The organism is Methanoculleus sediminis, assembly GCF_001017125.1.
Taxonomy (GTDB): domain Archaea; phylum Halobacteriota; class Methanomicrobia; order Methanomicrobiales; family Methanoculleaceae; genus Methanoculleus; species Methanoculleus sediminis.
In genome coordinates this window covers 1-17,903 of the sequence record NZ_JXOJ01000001.1, presented here as the reverse complement: position 1 = coordinate 17,903, position 17,903 = coordinate 1, and the positions used below count along the sequence as shown (strand labels likewise).

The window sequence follows — 17,903 nt, the reverse complement described above, 5'->3', positions numbered from 1 at the left end:
CACCCCCGGGCGACATTCATCGAGGGAAGCATCACCGACCTCGATCTGCTCGTGGAGACGTGGTGGCCCGGGAGGCCGGAGCGATGGGAGGATCTCCTCCCGGTTCACTCCAGCGCTCAGTCGTCACTCCGGGAGGAGGCGGTCCCGGAGTATCATCCGAACCAGATCCCGGTACCGGTTTACGATCGGAAGGTCGTCCTGAAGCACCCCGTAGACTTCGTCCAGGTTCAGCCGGCAGTAGAGGTGGACCAGAACATTCCGAAAGCCCGCGAGGTCTGAGAGCCGGACCGCGAGGTCTTCCGGGATCAGCCCCTCGTCACATAAAATCGCGAAACTCTCCCGGTAGGTCTCGGGCCGCCTGGAGCTGGAGGCCGCGACCAGGTGGTTGGCGATATCGATCGATGCCTGGATGCTGACGAGGAGTGCGTGCAGCACCATGTTTCGTTTGTCCCGGTCGATCCTGAGGTCTTCGAGGGTGATGGACCGGTAGCGTTCCCAGTCCAGAGCTGCCTCGTCCAATTCCCGGAGGTGACCGAGAACCCCTTCGTCCATGATCATTCTCAGGCCCTCGTGAGCAGAACCCGGTCGAACCAGTCGAGCGTCTCCGCATAGTCGAGATACCGGGAGAGCACGCCTGCCTCGTACCGGACCCTACGCTCTCTGTCGCGGGAGAGCACGAGTCTGCCGCTCTTGATGACCTCGTACTGGAAAGAGACCGGGGCGGTGTTGAGAACCTTCACGTCAGCCTCAAAGCGGTAACAAAACCCCCGTTCGAGCTCCCGCTCGACCCGCCGCGCGAACCGCATCGCCTGGTAGGGGGCGGGCTCACCGGTGACAAGGATTGCCACGTCCACGTCGCCGAAATCCCCTCTGCAAAACGTTCCGAAGACATACCCCACCTCTATCTCGTCAAACCCGGCGAGGATCATGCGGATGGTGCGGAGAACCTCTTCTTTCTCTCCGGCTTTTAGCAGGTGGCGGCGTCTCATAGCATTGTATCTCTTCCCGCATCGCATATCATTCTTTCCTGCTTATTTGCCGGGGCATACCGGACACTCCGGAGGATGTACGGCGCGAGAGCCGGCTTGACGGTATCGCGGTCAACTCTCCTCCTGAAGAGATCTTCGAGGAAGAACTTGAGGTCCATATACGCATCAAACGAGCGCCCCCTTTCCTTGAACTCGATGAGAATATCGATATCACTCTCTTCGCGCTCTGTTCGAAACCCATCGGGTTGCTCAAACTCCGCTCCGCGAAGCGTCGTTCCTACCGGACCATCGCGCATACCCGATCATATTTCTGTTACCCGCCGATCAGGATAACGCTTTTCCCCGGGTTTGCCGGTCGCGATGAGGGAAGGGCACAAACGCTACACCGGGACGGGAGACGCCCGGCAACGATCCACCTGATAGGCACACTGCTCCCGACCGGCGACAATGAGTCATCTTTAACCATCCCAGAGCCCAATTCTGACGTAACGAACCGGAGGATTACAGGAAGATGCGGATAACTGTCGTCGGCGGGGGCTACGTCGGCCTGGTCACGGGGGCCTGCTTTGCCGAACTCGGGCATACCGTCGATATCGTCGAGATCGATGCGAGGAAGGCGGTGGCGATCAACGCCGGGCGTGCCCCGATCCACGAGCGGGGGCTCGATGCGGTTCTTGAAAAGCATGCCGGCGAGCGGCTCCGTGCGGGGACGGACTATGGTCCGGTGACGGAGGCAGACCTCTCGTTTGTCTGCGTCGGCACCCCGCCGGCGGCCGACGGGAGCGCCGACCTCTCGATGGTCGCCGCCGCGAGCCGGTCGATCGGGGAGGCGCTCCGCGGCGGGAAGGGCTCGCACACCGTCGTGGTGAAGAGCACCGTGCCGCCGGGGACGACCGAGAGCGTCGTCGTTCCCGAGGTACTCGAACACTCCGGCCGGGACGAGATCGGGTTTGCGATGAATCCGGAGTTCCTCAGGGAAGGGCGTGCGATGGAGGACTTCCTCCACCCGGACCGGATCGTGATCGGGAGCCGGGACGACCGTTCCGGTGATATGGTCGCCGCCGTCTACCGTGGGCTTTCTGCCCCGGTGGTGCGGTGCGGCCTCACCGCCGCGGAGATGATCAAGTACGCCTCGAACGCTCTCCTCGCGACGAAGATCTCGTTTTCAAACGAGGTGGGAAATGTCTGCAAGCGCCTCGGGATCGACGTCTACGAGGTGATGGAGGGCGTCGGGATGGATCACCGGGTCTCTCCGCACTTTTTATCCGCCGGCGCCGGGTTCGGGGGGAGCTGCTTCCCCAAAGATGTCTCGGCCCTTGTCAGCCTCGCGGAGTCGCTCGGCGAAGAGCCCGCGCTCCTCCGGTCGGTGCTCGACGTCAACGACCGCCAGCCGCTCCGTCTGGTGGGGCTCCTTGAGGAGAGGATCGGCAACCTCGCGGGGAAACGGGTCGCCGTCCTCGGCCTCGCCTTCAAGGACAACACCGACGATATCCGGGAGTCCCGGGCGATCCCGGTCATCGCCGAACTCCTCCGGCGGGGGTCGGCGGTCGCGGCGTACGACCCGCTTGCTGTATCTTCAATGCGGCGGGTCTTCCCCGGCATCGACTACGCCGCCTCGGCGGCAGGCGCCCTCCGTGGGGCCGACGCCTGCCTGGTGATGACGGAGTGGCCGGAGTTCTCCGATCTTAACGGGGAGTTCGACCTGATGAAGTCCCGGATCGTCATCGAGGGGCGCCGGATCCTCTCCTGCGACGGGAAGGAGGGGATCTGCTGGTGAGCGGGAAGATGTACCGCAAATCGTCCCAAAAGTGCCTCGCAATTAAAGATCTACGTTGCTTAGAACAGTCATATGCGTACTTTCGATAAACCGAGCGCTGTTCTGCGCCATACTCCTGATGCGGCTTCCCACCGGGAGCCGCACCCTCGTGCCTAACGGTGCGGAAGGGTATTCCGAAAGCGCACTCCCGGGATGACCGTCATGCATACTTTTCTGCCACCCCTTCCTGGTGCAGGTGGGGATCCGGAGATAACTTCGCCGGATGATGCGCCAGTCCGGCGAAACTATTTATGTTCACCATACAGAGTGAAATTGAATGAAACGATTTGTGGCCGTCGCGCAAGGGCGTGTCCAGCGAGTCGGGTATCGAGAGCACGTATACAACGAGACGTTCGAACGGAATATCTCGGGATACGTGAAGAATCTCGATACCGGAGAGGTCGAGATCGTTGCAGAGGGGAGCGAAAGCGATCTCCGGGACCTCATCAACGAGATCAATATCATACGTAGACCCATTGCAGTCAAATCGTTCGCCGTCAGATGGGAAGAAGCAACGGGAGAGTATGCCGATTTTGAGATCATCCGGGGGGACATCCAGGAGGAAACATTCGAGCGGATGGATTACGCCGGAAATGCACTGCACAGCATGGATACAAAGTTAGACCGGATGCTGGATAAGCAAGACCAGATGCTGGGCAAGCAAGACCAGATGCTGGACAAACAAGATCAGACTCTCCAGATCGCGAGAGAGACGAAGGAAGAGATTGTCGGCCTCCGGAGTGACACCAGAAAACACCTTGATGATGAGTTTGGGGAGATCAGAAAGGAACTCGTCTCTATCAAGGATGCGCTTGCCCGGGCGGGCATCCAGGTCTAAGGTACTCTCTCCATCCCGCACCGCTTGCCCCCGGGCCATGAGCGTTGTTGCGCCCGGCTCCCCGATCCCCCCCTCTCCTCCATCGAGAAAAGAAGTTTGTTACAAACCGCGCCCGAAAACGCGGGGTAGTTGACTCACCGTAATCTACAACATCGATCCTGACGGCGATCAGGTTCATAACCCATCACGTCTATCGAAAAAGCATATCGAAGGCATGGACGCATTTGAACTGCCCGGGGCAAATCCCTGTGCCATATCGGCCGTAACCTGGTACCGGGTGCTGCTCCGGGACCGCCTCTTCCCGGAGTGACGGCCGGGGCATACTCCCGGCGTCCCTTCGGCTGCGCGTTATCCCCCCGTCCCTTTCTCTCGCGGAATATCGCCGGAATCGTTTGATTACCCCCACGGCCGAAAGAGAACCGTTAATAGTGCCCGAAGTCAAAATTCTTGGTGAGTAACCATGATCACGTCCCTGCCCGCCGACCGGATCCTCTCCCTCTCCGGGGCGGCTCGTGCCGGTGAGGCAGGGGCTGATCCTCAGGACGAGGAAATTATCGACAAAAATGGAAGGGGATGGCAATTGTTCCTCGAATTAATAATTACGGCGTGATCGCGTGAATCAGGAGGAAATACGAAAGGTTGTAATCCCTGCAGCAGGATTAGGTACACGCTTTTTGCCAATAACCAAAGCGCAACCAAAAGAGATGCTGCCTGTCGTTGATAAGCCCGTTATACAGTATGTGGTGGAAGAAGCCCTCTCTTCGGGAATTGATGACATTTTAATTGTAACAGGACGGAGCAAGCGGGCTATCGAGGATCACTTTGATAATTCTCTTGAGCTAGAGAGGGTCCTTCTGAAGAAAGGAGATACAGATCTCATACAATCGATCGATGAGATATCCAATGTTCCGGACATCCACTATATTCGCCAGAAGGAGCAGCGAGGTCTGGGGGATGCAATACTTCATGCGCAGAAACACTGTGACGGTGAGCCTTTTGCTGTGTTACTTGGCGATACCATCACCATCCCCCATGCAGGGAAAGAACCCTGTACTGCTCAGATGTGTAAGGTGTTCCAGAAATATCAGAAGGGTGTTATCGCCGTGGAAAAAGTCCCGAGAGAGAAGATCCACAGTTACGGCATAATTGAGGGCACCCCTCTCGAAGAAGATCTCTATTCGATCCGGGACATCATAGAAAAACCACAGCCAGAACAGGCGCCCTCAGACCTTGGAGCAATCGGCAGATATGTACTGACCCCAGATATTTTTGACCTCTTAAAAGAGGTCAGACCAGGTTATGGGGATGAGATCCAGCTTACCGATGCGCTGCGGCTTCTTAATGAGCCAATAGGCATGATCACCACTTGCAGGCGGTACGATATCGGCGATAAGATCGGTTGGATGAAATCAAGCATAGAGTTAGCATTAGAGCGAAAAGAATTCAACCAGAGTCTAAAAGAGTTCCTGAAAACCCTTCTCGAGGAGTGATGCCGGTGCTGTGGAATGCTGAAAGCGAAGTCGATGGAATATTGGAGCGCCTGGGAGATCGATCCCTTGAGGACAGAACCATTCTCATTACAGGGGGAGCGGGATTCATCGGATCCTGGCTCTGCGACACCCTGATCAAACAGAACGCCCGGGTTATCTGCCTTGACAACCTCTCAAGCGGCCTCAAAGAAAACACCAAGCATCTCCTTGGGAAGGAGAACTTCTGTTTTATAAATCATGATGTTTCAGAACCGCTCAGGATTGAAACAAAAGTCGACTATGTCATGCATCTCGCCTCTCGTGCGTCTCCCCTGGAATTTGAGAAGTACCCCCTGGAAATTCTAAAATCAAACACCCTTGGGCTGATGAACGCGCTTGAAATTGCACGCCGCGACGAGGCCCGGCTGCTTTTCACCTCGACGAGCGAGATCTACGGAGAGGCAACGGTTTTTCCCACCCCGGAAACATACCGTGGATATGTCAATACCCTGGGGATACGCGGGTGTTATGACGAGGCAAAGAGGGCAGGGGAGGCACTCTGTATGGCCTATCTCCGGCAGTACGATCTGGATATCCGGATCGTAAGAATATTCAACACCTACGGCCCGAGGATGCGGGCAGACGGGGTATATGGCCGGGTCATTCCACGGTTTATATCGCAGGCGCTGAATAACGAACCGATAACGATATTTGGAGATGGTTCGCAGACAAGAAGTTTCTGTTATATCACCGATCAGGTAGAGGGGCTGCTGAGATATCTCACCGCAGACAGCCTGAAGGGGGAGGTGATCAACATCGGCAATCCCCATGAGTATTCAGTGCTGGATCTGGCAAACCTGATCATAACAATGACCGGTTCCAATTCTCAGATCGAGTATCATCCTCTGCCACAGGACGATCCGACACGGAGATTCCCCGACATCTCAAAAGCACAGGCCCTCTTACAATGGCACCCACGCGTCAGTCTGGAAGACGGCCTGCATTCGGTATATACCTACTACAGGGGATGCTGTGTTGTATAACATGCACTTACCATCCGGGGAAAATTGCGGCGCCCAGTTGTTCACCACGGCACGGAAAAGCGCTTACAACACACACTAATGTCGTAGTGAATATATCAAGAGCAGTTGCTAATAGAGGGAATCGGTTTAAAGCAAAACATGCGACGCAGCACATTTTCCATAAAAATATATGGTCACAGCACAATTATTTCTAATAACTTTATACATATGTTAGATGTTTCGATACAGTAATTCGTGGTGAAGGGGTACTATGAAAAATGTGATAATTACCGGCTCCAGTGGATTGATTGGTAGTGCTTGTGTCGAAAAATTCCTCAAGGAAGGGTGGAGTGTAATCGGGATCGACAACTTTGCCCGGGAAAAACTATTTGGGACAGATGCCGACACTCACGGTAATTTAGACCACCTGAGAGATGAAAAAAACTTTACACTCGTTGAAGCGGATATAAGGAACAACGAAGTTGTCATTCCCCTGATCAAGGATGCAGATGCCATTGTGCATCTGGCAGCGCAACCTTCACATCCACGCTCTCTGGAAATCCCGATGGAAGACTTTCAGATAAATGCATTCGGCACCTTGAACCTCCTTGAATTAACCCGTAAATACAATCAGGAAATCCCCTTTGCATATATGTCTTCAAACAAGGTCTACGGAGACTATCCCAATTACTATAACTACATTAAGATTGAAAATGACGCCTATAAACGATACGAGAACACTGCACTAGATTCATTCGATGAATATCTCCCAATTGACGGTTGTGGCCACACGCCGTTCGGGGTGTCAAAAGCTGCTGCAGATCTGTACTGCCAGGAATACGCAATAAATTACGGGATGACTACGGCAACATTCCGCGGAGGATGCCTTATCGGACCTCATCAGAAGGCAGTTGAGATGCATGGATTCCTGGGATTTTTCACGAAACAGATCCTGCTCCAAAATAAGTTGTTCGTCTACGGTGGGGGATACCGGGTCCGGGACAATATACATTCCAGCGATGTCGCGGATGTCCTCTATCATTGGGTAACCAGACCAGAACCATCGCAGACCGGAAAATTCGGGAAAACTTATAACCTCGGCGGGATGCGTGAGAACTCTGTGTCTATTTACGAAACCATTGCGGCAATAGAGGCGAAGTCCGGACTTAAAGCCGATTTCGAAGAAGCTCCCGAACGGGAGAGCGATCATCTCTGGTGGATCAGTAATATGTCGCGATTCAAAAACGACTACCCCGAATGGAGTGGACCCAAAAAGAATCTAGACGATATATTTAATGAACTCCTCCAGAATTGGATCGACCTACTTCATCTTGATATAAAACTTCAGAATCCCGATTATTTCAGGGAGCTCCGTAAATGAGAGTTCTGATAACCGGAGGGGCAGGGTTCGTCGGTTCGAATCTCGCAATTGCCTTGAAAAAAAACTCCCCCTCGTCGACGGTTATTTGCTTTGACAATCTAAAGCGGAGAGGCTCCGAATTGAACCTTTCCCGACTAAAAGAGGCCGGGATAGAGTTTATCCACGGGGACGTGAGGAATGCCGAGGACTTTCAGGCTATTCCGTCCTTCGACCTGATGATTGAATGCTCAGCAGAGCCCTCCGTTCTCGCCGGCATCAACTCGTCTCCTTCGTACGTTCTGAACACTAATTTAATGGGCACAATCAATTGTCTTGAAGAAGTCAGAAAGAGTCATGCGTCCATGATATTCCTCTCCACCAGCAGAGTGTACCCCTATCAGCGGATTAATAGTCTCACATATATCGAAGAGGACACCCGTTTTCGTATCGCGGAAAATACGCACTTTGATGGAGTTAGCACTTCCGGAATTAGCGAAGACTTCCCCCTCCAGGGGCCCCGCTCAATATACGGGGCAACAAAATTGTGTTCAGAGTATCTCATCCAGGAGTACATCGATTCATACGGAATCAAGGCGATTATCAATCGATGCGGACTGATTGCCGGGCCCTGGCAGATGGGGAAAGTCGATCAGGGCGTAGTGATGCTCTGGGTTGCCTGCCATCTTTTCGGGAAAGATCTCTCATATATCGGGTATGAGGGTAAGGGAAAACAGGTTCGGGATGTACTGCACATCGATGATCTCTGTGATCTGATCCTACTCCAGAGTAAGCATCTGGAAGAATTTAACGGGGAGATCTTCAACGTTGGGGGCGGTCTGGATAACAGCGTCTCACTCCAGGAGATGACCGGATTATGCAGGGAGATAACTGGTGAAACCATCCCTCTCGGATCGGATCCACAAACGCGCCCGAACGACCTGATCTGGTATGTCACAGACAACTCGAAAGTCTCCAGATTCTTCAACTGGATGCCGAAGAGAACTGTGAGAGAGACGATGAGAGATACGAAGGAATGGATCTGTTCCAACAGAGAACTGTTGCACAATATCGTTTAAGTGGGTTTTGAATGAGCGATCAATACTTCGTATCATGCGTCGTTCCTGCAAGGAATGAAGAGGGGAACATAGCGGGGGTAATTGATGCACTGTCTACGGTACTGAGTAGTGCACATAATATTGCCGATTATGAGATCGTTGTCGTCGATGACAACAGTACCGACACTACCGGCATGCTGATTGATGCTTTCGCACAAAAAGACAGACATATTCGCCCTGTTCACCGGACGAGCGCTCCCGGGTTTGGCAACGCAATTAAAGCGGGCATGGCAGCAGCAAGAGGCGATATCGTAATCCCGTTTATGGGGGACCTCTCGGATGACCCTCATGATATCCCACGCCTCGTTGAACGCATTCACGAGGGATACGACATCGCCTACGGTTCGCGTTTCGTTGAGGGGGGAGAACTCAGGGGTTACCCTCAGGCAAAGATGATTGCCAATCGAGCCTTTAACAACCTGGTTCGATTCTCCTTTGGAATACCCTACCGTGACATAACAAATGCATTCAAGGCGTACCGGAAAGAAGTGCTGGATGCAATCGGTATCGAGAACCTCGAATCCAGTGGTTTTGACATCACAGTCGAAACCCCGATCAAGGCACATATTCTCGGCTTTCAGAGCTCCGAGGTCCCGGTGTCCTGGTCCGATCGGACAGCCGGAGAAGCAAAGCTAAAATTGTCCCGGAACGGCACGGTTTACGGCAAGCGGTTCCTGAAGTTATTCTTCTATGGGAACCTGGTAACCCTAAAGGACATTTTACATTACTTTGTGAAGGGATCATGGATCGGAATCTTTCTCGCCGTCATACTCGGTATCTTTCTCCTCGCATTCCTCTTTACGCTGACGGGATTTTCCGAGATATTCCATCTCCTGATCAATACATCCGGGCCCTGGATCCTTCTCTGCTGCAGTGCGATCCTTGTATCCTTCTTTGTGCGAACCTGGCGCTGGAGTGTCCTCCTCCGAAGTGCAGGGTATGTTTATCCCCGGGATACCCTGTTCAAATGCCTTATGTTCAGCTGGTTCCTCAACTATATCGTTCCAGCGCGTCTAGGTGACGTTGCCAGAGGTGTTGCCCTGAAAATGACAGCCAAAGCGCCCCTAGGAATGACGCTGTCCACTATCGTTATCGAGCGGATCCTTGATCTGGTAACCCTCGCGCTGTTCCTCCTGATTGCCTCAGGATTATTCTACAATGAATCTTTTGTGTATATCGAAGCGGGAGTTATTGTGATTGTCGCAACACTTCTTTGCCTCCTGCTCGTCATCTACAAATACGACCAGAAGATTGTTGCACTATTTGAACACCGAATTCCCTCGATTCGGCAATCGGTCGCCCTGCTGAAAGACGGGTTGGACAACATCTCCAGAAACCCGCAGGCAATGGTGCTCTGCTTCGCTCTTTCAATTCCAGTGTGGTTCCTTGAAATTGTGAGCATTTTCTTTGCTGCAAAGAGTGTCGGTTTCGAACTGCCTTTCGCATCAGCTGCGATAGCAGGTGTAGTGGCATTCACAGCCCAGGCACTGCCTGTGACACCCGCAGGTCTTGGGATCCATGAGGCATCGATCGTAGGTATTCTCTTACTTTTCTCGGTCCCAAATGCAATAGGCCTCTCTATCGCCCTCATCGATCACTTCGCCCGGGGGGCGGTCATCATCATCTTCGGATTGATTGCGACGGTGCATATCGGATTTGCATCGCGATGGTTCTTCAAAGAAAAACAGGACGTTCAAGAGAGAACGACATTTGAGGGTGAATAATGAACTCTTGTCACGACATCAATAAGACAATCTACCGCAGGCGGTTTGAAGAGGATGTACAATTCAGAATAGAGATGTACAACGTGTTATGCAAACACTTTTTCCAGAAATATATTCCACACGATGCAACAATCCTTGAGATAGGTGCAGGTTACTGCGAATTCATCAATGCAATACAAGCGAACCGCAAGATTGCCATCGATGTTAATCCAGACACCCGTACATACGCTGATGATTCGGTAGAGGTCGTCATAACTCAATCTACCCAATTAGATTTCATAGGTTCCGAGAGCGTCGACAGGGTATTTGTGAATAACTTTTTTGAACACATCACAAAACCGGATATCGTTAAAACACTTCAAGAGGTACACCGAATACTGAAATCGGGGGGGGAGATCTTGGTTTTGCAGCCTAATATCAGGTATTGTGCCGGTGACTACTGGATGTTTTTCGATCATATAACTCCTCTTGACGATCGGAGTATGTTGGAAGCACTTGAAATTGCAGGCTTTTCAGTAGTGGAATGCATTCCGCGCTTTCTTCCCTATTCAACCAAATCCAGACTGCCGAAATCGCTGCTCGGGCTGAAGTTTTATCTCAACGTTCCGTGTTTATGGAGGTTGATAGGGAAACAGGCGTTTATACGAGCAGAAAAACAGGATATTTAGGGTGAAGTCCGAATGAAGACAAGCGTCGTCGAGATATATTCTAAGATCAAGCCAGCGCTAATTGAGCATAAATATTTTTTTTTGTACTTGATGTTAGGGGTCTGGACATTTCAACTATCCTCGTATTTACCAAATTCCGGATTAGATCCGTCATGGCTCATTGGCAACAACTGGGCACATGTAAATAATTTTCAATTTGGAACAGACATTGTTTTTACATATGGTATACTTGGATTTCTGGCGCATCCATTAATATTGGAGTATAATCTATGGAAAGTAAGTATGATCTTCTCAGTATTAGCAAATTTTTTATTGATTTTTTCATCCTATTTATTGCTAAGAGAATTTAGCGCAAGGTGGTACCATTATGTTTTCTTCATCCCAATTTTACTCATCATCTTACAGGTTACTGCACCACAATGGAAGATGCTAATATCGCTATCTTTGTTCCTCTATTTGATCCTCGCTCAAAAAAGCACACCAAGAATTCACTTACTGTATCTTAGCGCCATAGGGTTCGGTCTGGCCGTACACTCGCTTATCAAGTTTGATATGTTATGGAACTCGCTGTACCTTATTGTAGCATTTTGCAGCATAGATTTTATTGCAAAGCGCAACATAAAACAAGGAGCAATCCTCACAGTTTCCTTTATACTTTCATTTTTTGCCATCTGGCTCACAATGCAGCAACATCCTGAAAATATATTGCCTTATCTGATAGGAGGTTTTGAACTTACAAGAGGATATTCGGAGGCGATGGCAACAGCAGGTTCTTTGTGGAACGTGATCGCTGGATGCATATCCATCCTATTCATAATAATGGTAGGCATATACTTCTTTGTTCACAAAAGAACAGATCTCATAATATTTTTCATCATGATAGGGTTCATATTATTTTCAGTATTCAAATCCGGATTTGTGCGCCATGACCACCATGTTCTCATATTTCTTGCGGTTTATGCATTGATTTTAGGATTTATTTTAGTTTTACTTACGAGAGAGCTGAAAGCGTCGAAAATAAAACCATTCATGACTTTTGGTGTAATTCTTTGTCTGGCAATGATCGGGAGCTTCGTGGCCTCCATTTGTATTATTGCCCCCTGGGCACCCCAAGCGAATGTTATTTCAAATGCGCCGTCAACTGAACTATCGCTCCGTTTAATGAGCGATGAAACGCTTTTTGACAATCTGGTGGCATCTCGAAAAGAAAGCATTAGGGATGTTTATCCCTTAGAAACCATATTGGTCGATCGAATCAATAACCAATCTGTCGATATTTTTCCATGGGATGTCGCATTGTGCTGGGCATATGATCTCAACTGGTCCCCAAGGCCGGTGTTCCAATCATACACTGCATACACCCCATACCTCGACGCGATTAATAGTCAGCATTTTGTTGATGATGAAGGATCGCCAGAGAATATCCTCTACTTCTATAGTTCAATCGATGGAAGATATCCCCTCTTTGAGGAACCAAAAACATTCCGAACAATACTCAACAATTACTCATACGTAGACCAATCTAACGGGTTTATCTTACTGAACCGCTCACCGAGACCCGTGGACGATGCAGAGGACATAGATTTAAAAACGGTCAAGATGGGAGAACCCATTGACATCCCAGAATATAATGGCAAAGTATTTGGGCATATCGACGTCCAATATACTCTTTTTGGGAGTCTTATGAAAACAGTATATAAGCCAGAACCGGTTTATGTTCAGTTCCACTTAAAGGACGGAACAACATCACAGTGGTACCGGTTTATTCCAGATAATGCAGTCAATGGACTCTTCCTATCCCAGTATGTGGGCGACGCAGATACTCTAGCATGGATTTTCCAGGGCCATCTGATAAACGACATTCATACTATTACAATCAGAACCGATCATCCCGAATACTACGAAGATACAATTCAGGTTCACTTTGTCGGGTTACCTATACAATCCGATCAGGGCGACTTTATGGATCCAAACTCTAAATCAGTCAGTTTTTATGGACTCACTCCAGATATGAAATCCGCAAGCGGAGGGAAAGCATTAGAGGCTTCTTATAATAGAAAGCATGTGAACATAAGACTTGGTTCAGAATCGATGCCGGCGATATTCGAACATCCCCAGGGCCCCACCGGGACGACCATAATCTACGAGAACATAGATATACGCGAAGGATCCTGCCTCGAGTTCAGCATAGGGATCGATGAGGGCGTTTGGGATAAGCCGGAGAGTGACGGGGTAACCTTCGAGATACATCTCCATGACCCCATAGCCAACACCACGCAGGAAGTTTTTTTCTATAGACTTGACCCGGTACATGTCACAGAGGATCGAGGATGGCACCACTTTGCGATACCGTTAGAAGAGTATCCTGCTGGGAATGTCAGCGTACTGTTCATAACTCGACCAAACGGAAATGCCGCTTATGATTGGGCGTGGTGGGGAGACCCAAAAATTGCATGGTAACTTCATCTACTCATATTATGTATCTGAAATTTTTACAGACACCCAGGAGGATTCCCAGAGCCGCGTGCCAAGTGGACGGAAAGTCACCAGGGGTACCACTCCCCTACACATAAGGGGAACTGCAACCGCAGACCTCTTTTTGAGGAAGAACAGCCGATTCGCAAGCGGTAAATACCATGGAACATCAACAATTTAACTAATTAATCATCAGGTGAGCATGTTGCAGTTACGGCACATTTTATTGATTCTCATTGCGCTGATCGTCATTCCCCAATCGGTTTCCGCGTACCTGGACCCCGGTGTCGGGAGTATGATCTGGCAGCTACTGGTCGCAGTCGGGTTGGGCGCAGCATTTACACTAAAGATGTACTGGCAGAAACTCAAAGACCGATTCAGACCCAGCCCCGCTAACCATGAAGACTAAATCCGGGGTTCTTCCCAGTTCCTTCAGAGATCCCGATGGCTTCCTCTTTCGACGCGAGGGCGTACTGTACCGGCAGATCAACGACTCCTGTCGAGAGGACTATGACTGCCTCATGCAGTCCGGCCTGTATGAGAGACTCGTCTCCAGGCAGGGCCTGATCCCCCACAAAGAGGTCGATATCTCCCCAGAACAGCCCGAAAACGCGTACATCGTCATCCAGCCCGAAGAGATACCCTTCGTCTCGTATCCCTACGAGTGGTCGTTTGGCCAGCTCAAAGAGGCTGCACTGGTCACCCTGGATGTCGAGCGGATCGCGCTGGAGCACGGGATGACCCTCAAGGACGCCAGCGCCTACAACATCCAGTTCCACAAGGGGAGAGCGCTCTTCATCGATACCCTCTCATTCGAGCGTTACCGGGAAGGAGACCCCTGGGTAGCATACCGGCAGTTCTGCCAGCACTTCCTTGCGCCGCTGGCGCTCATGGCCCACCGGGATATCCGACTCGGCCAGTTGCTGAGGGTCTACATCGACGGCGTCCCCCTGGATCTCGCGAGTTCTCTCCTGCCGGGGCGGACCCGGCTCAAGCCGGGCATCGCCATGCACATCCACATGCACGCAAAGAGCCAGGCAAAGCACGCGGATACCCACGAGACCATCGAGCGCCCGAAATTGGCCAGGAACGCCCTGCTGGGTCTGCTCGACAGTCTCTCCAACGCCGTCAAGGGTCTTTCCTGGAGGCCGGCCGGGACCGAATGGGCCGACTACTACACCGAGACAAATTACTCGGCGGCCGGGTTGGAGCACAAGAAGAAACTTGTCGGCGAGTTCCTGGATCTTGCCCAACCCCGGTCGGTCTGGGACCTCGGAGCAAACGTCGGGGTCTTCTCCCGCCTTGCAAGCGAGCGGGGCATCCCCACCATTGCGTTCGACATCGACCCGGCCTGCGTGGAGTTAAACACACTCGAGATCCGGAAAAACAACGAGCAGAATCTTCTCCCCCTCATGCTCGATCTCACGAACCCAAGCCCGGGGATCGGCTGGCAGAATGCAGAACGGGATTCGTTGATCGGACGCGGGCCCGTGGACATGGTCTTCGCGCTTGCCCTGATCCACCACCTCGCCATCTCCAACAACGTCCCGTTCGAGAGAATTGTCGGGTTCTTCGCGGAGATCACGGACCATCTCGTGATCGAGTTCGTGCCGAAGGAGGATTCGCAGGTCAGGAAGCTGCTCGCGAACCGCGAGGATGTGTTTGGCGATTACTCACAGGACGTGTTCGAGGAGAGGTTTGGGGAACTGTTCACTATCATCAGGAAAGAGCCTATCGAGGACTCGTCGCGGGTCCTCTATCTCATGAAGATCAAATAATCCAGGGACTCAGAGATGCACAATTCCTTACTCCCTTTATGAGGCACATTCGATGACGATAAAAGAGAGATTTCAAGCCTTCGGACAATTATTGAGGGGGATCCCCATTGGATGGATACTCCCCGTTCTGGTCGCCAGTTACCCCATTGTCTATCTCTATTCGCAGAACGTTCAGATCGTATCCTGTTCGCAACTCGTTCTTCCGTTGAGCATCGCCTGGGCGGGCAGCCTTATACTCTGGGCAATATTTAGCCTGATCACAAAAGATACCAAAAAGGGAGGAGTAATCTCCGCTGTATTCGTTGTATTCTTCTTTGCATACGGACACATGTTCGATTGGGTGACAGCCGTCAGTGCTCTTGATCTACGACACAGACATTTTCTCCCGATCACTCTCTTTATCGCCGGATACATTGGCTATTTCATTGCAATAGCAAAGAAGCCAGAGCTCCTCAAGAACGTCTTCAAGGTGTCATGCGTAGCGGTTGCGTTTTTGTTGGTCGTGAACATTGTGCCCATTATCCCCGCGGAACTGCAGAAAAGTCAGATGAGTATACACCAGAGCAGTAACTCTACCGGATCAACTCCCGGGACGACAGGTTCAGTAGCAGATTACCCCGACATTTACTACATTGTACTGGACGAATATTCTAGTTTTGAAACTCTCGAAACGGTATGGGGATATGACAACAGTGAGTTTAAGGATTTCTTGGAGTCAAAAGGGTTTTTCGTAGCCGAAAACAGCAGGACACATTATACAAGTACAATCGTCGTTGTCCCAAGTATATTGAATATGAAACCTATTACTAATTTACATCATGTTAATGATCGTCTGGAATTGATCTCATTGATAAATGATAATCAGGCGATGAAATCTCTTTCGAAAGAAGGCTACACAACAGTTGCAATTGGAATGCATACTATTAGCCCAGATATTAATATACTCTCGGATTATAGGTTCGATTATCAAGACTGTTCAGATAATGAACTCTTTATCGATGGATTTCATTGGATATTAGTTGATATGACTACGATTAGACCATTTTCCTACATATTCGAACCTCAAATAGTTGATAGAATAGATAAATTAAGGATTTCAAGACTTTACGATTTAAAAAAATTAACTGAGTTATCTGAGGTCCCGTCACCAAAATTTGTGTATGCGCACATATTGCTTCCGCATGAGCCATTTATTTTTGACAACGAAGGGAATAAAATAGACTGGAACGATATCTCAAATTATCGAGATAAGAACATTTACCTAGAGCAACTGATTTTTACAACACGGAACATAGAAGTCATAATAGATTCGTTACTCAAACAGTACCCAGAAGATGACCCGCCGATAATAATTATCCAATCAGATCACGGGTTAAGACATCATGACGGAGTATCGGAGTACATGCCAGAAGATGAACCATATAAGGTTCTAAACGCATTTTTACTGTCGCACTATGACTATCAGGGTTTGGATGATAACATACCACCTATCGAAGTGTTACCGTTAGTTATTGAGCACTACATTAACAAGACAGTACAACAGTCAGGTGATTGAAGTGGATTTACAGGATCAGCGTTATCGAAGATATTTGATACATATTTTTGTAGTGCTTGTTTTCTTAGCCTATTTAGCGTCAGCTAATTATATCTTCAGCCATCTGCTCACTGTCGATGGAGAGGCAGAGGTACATAATATCAACATTCCAGAAGAAACCGGCAACATTAGATATTATATTGACCCCATTCAGATACGCCAAATTGAGTGGAAGGGCATCATAGCAATAAATGGGTGGGCCTTTATTGAGGGGGTTGACGCCTATAATTATAGCACATATATTTTGTTAAAAGCAGATACCAAAGAGTATGTATTTGATACCAGTATGGAAATGAGGCCTGACATTACTCAGCATTTTGCGAGCCTGCAATTAGATCTAGATAAATCTGGATTCCATTCAAACATTCCCCTTGAACGTATACAAGATGAAATGTACCAAATCGGGATCATAATCTCCCGGAATGATGCTGATAGCATATCCTACACTCTCACTAATACCTACATCATAAAAAAAGGGAGATACATTGAAATGGAAAAAAGATGACATGGAAATCAATATCAGCGGCGGTCATCTTCTAACCCTCCAGATGAGGTGATCCTAAAATTATAAGACTCCCCAGATAAAATCGGGAATCATGGTATTCCGGGAAATTGACGATGATCTCTGGGAGATTGTCCAGAAATACCTCCCCCCAACAAAGCCGCATATCGGCCGACCCCGATGTGACCCCCGCAGGCTGTTCAACGGTATCCTGTACGTTCTGACCACCGGATGTTCCTGGCTCGATGTCCCGACGAAATACGGTACGAAATCGACGGTTCACCGGTACCACCTCGAACTCTGTGAGAAAGGGGTGTATCAGGCGATCTTCCTCGACCTGCTCCGATCCGGGTACGAGATCAAGAAAATCGATCTCTCGCACTGTTCTACCGATACGAAGGATATCCCGGCAAAAAAGGGGGATCGACCGGCTATGATGGCTATAAAAAGGTAAACGGGAACAAGCTGAGCGCTCTGGTCGATCGAAATGGTCTCCCCCTTGTCTGCACCCTATCATCCGCAGTAAAAATCAGGTAACGTCTCAGATCTTCTG

At 50.1% G+C, this 17,903-nt stretch carries 17 protein-coding genes; 14 read left to right on the top strand and 3 right to left on the bottom strand.

Annotated features, from left to right (window positions below; genetic code table 11):
- Positions 1 to 123: 123 nt before the first annotated feature.
- Genes hepT through SZ63_RS00075 form a run of 3 tightly spaced genes read right to left on the bottom strand, consistent with a single transcriptional unit; the run spans position 124 to position 1,285 of the window.
- Positions 124 to 552: a type VII toxin-antitoxin system HepT family RNase toxin gene (hepT, locus tag SZ63_RS00085; protein ID WP_241481196.1), complete on the bottom strand. Its 429-nt coding sequence runs from the start codon at positions 550 to 552 to the stop codon at positions 124 to 126.
- 8 nt (positions 553 to 560) lie between these two features.
- Positions 561 to 989: a nucleotidyltransferase domain-containing protein gene (locus SZ63_RS00080; protein ID WP_011843064.1), complete on the bottom strand. Its 429-nt coding sequence runs from the start codon at positions 987 to 989 to the stop codon at positions 561 to 563.
- The gene (locus SZ63_RS00075) at positions 986 to 1,285 is read right to left on the bottom strand and encodes a nucleotidyltransferase family protein (RefSeq protein WP_206539405.1); all 300 of its coding nucleotides are present in this window, start codon (positions 1,283 to 1,285) and stop codon (positions 986 to 988) included. The genes SZ63_RS00080 and SZ63_RS00075 overlap by 4 nt, the downstream gene beginning before the upstream one ends.
- A 215-nt stretch (positions 1,286 to 1,500) precedes the next feature.
- On the opposite strand from SZ63_RS00075, the gene SZ63_RS00070 reads away from it, so the two are divergent.
- The 14 genes from SZ63_RS00070 (at position 1,501) to SZ63_RS00005 (ending at position 17,804) form a co-directional block, all read left to right on the top strand.
- On the top strand, positions 1,501 to 2,766 hold the full coding sequence (locus SZ63_RS00070; protein ID WP_048179221.1) for a UDP-glucose dehydrogenase family protein: 1,266 nt from the start codon (positions 1,501 to 1,503) through the stop codon (positions 2,764 to 2,766).
- Positions 2,767 to 3,082: 316 nt separating this feature from the next.
- Complete coding sequence (locus SZ63_RS00065; protein WP_048179218.1) at positions 3,083 to 3,643, top strand: acylphosphatase; 561 nt, start codon at positions 3,083 to 3,085, stop codon at positions 3,641 to 3,643.
- 460 nt (positions 3,644 to 4,103) lie between these two features.
- A complete protein-coding gene (locus tag SZ63_RS12850) occupies positions 4,104 to 4,253 on the top strand; it encodes a hypothetical protein (protein ID WP_156168312.1) in 150 nt (49 codons plus the stop codon).
- A 4-nt stretch (positions 4,254 to 4,257) separates the two neighbouring features.
- Positions 4,258 to 5,133 (top strand): UTP--glucose-1-phosphate uridylyltransferase GalU, encoded by an 876-nt coding sequence (gene galU, locus SZ63_RS00060; RefSeq protein ID WP_048179215.1) that lies wholly within the window; start codon positions 4,258 to 4,260, stop codon positions 5,131 to 5,133.
- Complete coding sequence (locus SZ63_RS00055) at positions 5,133 to 6,155, top strand: UDP-glucuronic acid decarboxylase family protein (RefSeq protein ID WP_174435770.1); 1,023 nt, start codon at positions 5,133 to 5,135, stop codon at positions 6,153 to 6,155. Before galU ends, SZ63_RS00055 begins: the two co-directional genes overlap by 1 nt.
- A 250-nt stretch (positions 6,156 to 6,405) precedes the next feature.
- Positions 6,406 to 7,515 carry an NAD-dependent epimerase/dehydratase family protein gene (locus SZ63_RS00050; RefSeq protein ID WP_048179213.1) on the top strand — a complete coding sequence of 370 codons (1,110 nt, stop codon included), beginning with the start codon at positions 6,406 to 6,408 and terminating at the stop codon, positions 7,513 to 7,515.
- Positions 7,512 to 8,570: an NAD-dependent epimerase/dehydratase family protein gene (locus tag SZ63_RS00045; protein WP_048179210.1), complete on the top strand. Its 1,059-nt coding sequence runs from the start codon at positions 7,512 to 7,514 to the stop codon at positions 8,568 to 8,570. The genes SZ63_RS00050 and SZ63_RS00045 overlap by 4 nt, the downstream gene beginning before the upstream one ends.
- Before the next feature lie 11 nt (positions 8,571 to 8,581).
- Positions 8,582 to 10,333: a flippase-like domain-containing protein gene (locus tag SZ63_RS00040; protein WP_048179207.1), complete on the top strand. Its 1,752-nt coding sequence runs from the start codon at positions 8,582 to 8,584 to the stop codon at positions 10,331 to 10,333.
- Positions 10,333 to 11,001 (top strand): class I SAM-dependent methyltransferase, encoded by a 669-nt coding sequence (locus tag SZ63_RS00035; protein ID WP_048179204.1) that lies wholly within the window; start codon positions 10,333 to 10,335, stop codon positions 10,999 to 11,001. The genes SZ63_RS00040 and SZ63_RS00035 overlap by 1 nt, the downstream gene beginning before the upstream one ends.
- 12 nt (positions 11,002 to 11,013) lie before the next feature.
- Positions 11,014 to 13,461, top strand: coding sequence for a hypothetical protein (locus tag SZ63_RS00030; protein WP_156168311.1), 2,448 nt, complete (start codon positions 11,014 to 11,016; stop codon positions 13,459 to 13,461).
- A 536-nt stretch (positions 13,462 to 13,997) separates the two neighbouring features.
- On the top strand, positions 13,998 to 15,254 hold the full coding sequence (locus SZ63_RS00020; protein WP_206539401.1) for a class I SAM-dependent methyltransferase: 1,257 nt from the start codon (positions 13,998 to 14,000) through the stop codon (positions 15,252 to 15,254).
- A 52-nt stretch (positions 15,255 to 15,306) separates the two neighbouring features.
- Positions 15,307 to 16,809 (top strand): alkaline phosphatase family protein, encoded by a 1,503-nt coding sequence (locus SZ63_RS00015; protein WP_048179188.1) that lies wholly within the window; start codon positions 15,307 to 15,309, stop codon positions 16,807 to 16,809.
- Between the two features lies 1 nt (position 16,810).
- Positions 16,811 to 17,353, top strand: a complete 543-nt coding sequence (locus SZ63_RS00010; protein ID WP_048179184.1) for a hypothetical protein — start codon at positions 16,811 to 16,813, stop codon at positions 17,351 to 17,353.
- Between the two features lie 91 nt (positions 17,354 to 17,444).
- The gene (locus SZ63_RS00005) at positions 17,445 to 17,804 is read left to right on the top strand and encodes an IS5/IS1182 family transposase (protein ID WP_048179178.1); all 360 of its coding nucleotides are present in this window, start codon (positions 17,445 to 17,447) and stop codon (positions 17,802 to 17,804) included.
- The last annotated feature ends 99 nt before the right edge of the window (positions 17,805 to 17,903 follow it).

What these genes read in the sequence shown, in the direction of transcription:
- hepT (WP_241481196.1), bottom strand. Translation starts at nt 552, where the DNA reads ATGGACGAAGGGGTTCTCGGTCACCTCCGGGAATTGGACGAGGCAGCT.
- SZ63_RS00080 (WP_011843064.1), bottom strand. Translation starts at nt 989, where the DNA reads ATGAGACGCCGCCACCTGCTAAAAGCCGGAGAGAAAGAAGAGGTTCTC.
- SZ63_RS00075 (WP_206539405.1), bottom strand. Translation starts at nt 1,285, where the DNA reads ATGCGCGATGGTCCGGTAGGAACGACGCTTCGCGGAGCGGAGTTTGAG.
- SZ63_RS00070 (WP_048179221.1), top strand. Translation starts at nt 1,501, where the DNA reads ATGCGGATAACTGTCGTCGGCGGGGGCTACGTCGGCCTGGTCACGGGG.
- SZ63_RS00065 (WP_048179218.1), top strand. Translation starts at nt 3,083, where the DNA reads ATGAAACGATTTGTGGCCGTCGCGCAAGGGCGTGTCCAGCGAGTCGGG.
- SZ63_RS12850 (WP_156168312.1), top strand. Translation starts at nt 4,104, where the DNA reads ATGATCACGTCCCTGCCCGCCGACCGGATCCTCTCCCTCTCCGGGGCG.
- SZ63_RS00055 (WP_174435770.1), top strand. Translation starts at nt 5,133, where the DNA reads ATGCCGGTGCTGTGGAATGCTGAAAGCGAAGTCGATGGAATATTGGAG.
- SZ63_RS00050 (WP_048179213.1), top strand. Translation starts at nt 6,406, where the DNA reads ATGAAAAATGTGATAATTACCGGCTCCAGTGGATTGATTGGTAGTGCT.
- SZ63_RS00045 (WP_048179210.1), top strand. Translation starts at nt 7,512, where the DNA reads ATGAGAGTTCTGATAACCGGAGGGGCAGGGTTCGTCGGTTCGAATCTC.
- SZ63_RS00040 (WP_048179207.1), top strand. Translation starts at nt 8,582, where the DNA reads ATGAGCGATCAATACTTCGTATCATGCGTCGTTCCTGCAAGGAATGAA.
- SZ63_RS00035 (WP_048179204.1), top strand. Translation starts at nt 10,333, where the DNA reads ATGAACTCTTGTCACGACATCAATAAGACAATCTACCGCAGGCGGTTT.
- SZ63_RS00030 (WP_156168311.1), top strand. Translation starts at nt 11,014, where the DNA reads ATGAAGACAAGCGTCGTCGAGATATATTCTAAGATCAAGCCAGCGCTA.
- SZ63_RS00020 (WP_206539401.1), top strand. Translation starts at nt 13,998, where the DNA reads ATGCAGTCCGGCCTGTATGAGAGACTCGTCTCCAGGCAGGGCCTGATC.
- SZ63_RS00015 (WP_048179188.1), top strand. Translation starts at nt 15,307, where the DNA reads ATGACGATAAAAGAGAGATTTCAAGCCTTCGGACAATTATTGAGGGGG.
- SZ63_RS00005 (WP_048179178.1), top strand. Translation starts at nt 17,445, where the DNA reads ATGGTATTCCGGGAAATTGACGATGATCTCTGGGAGATTGTCCAGAAA.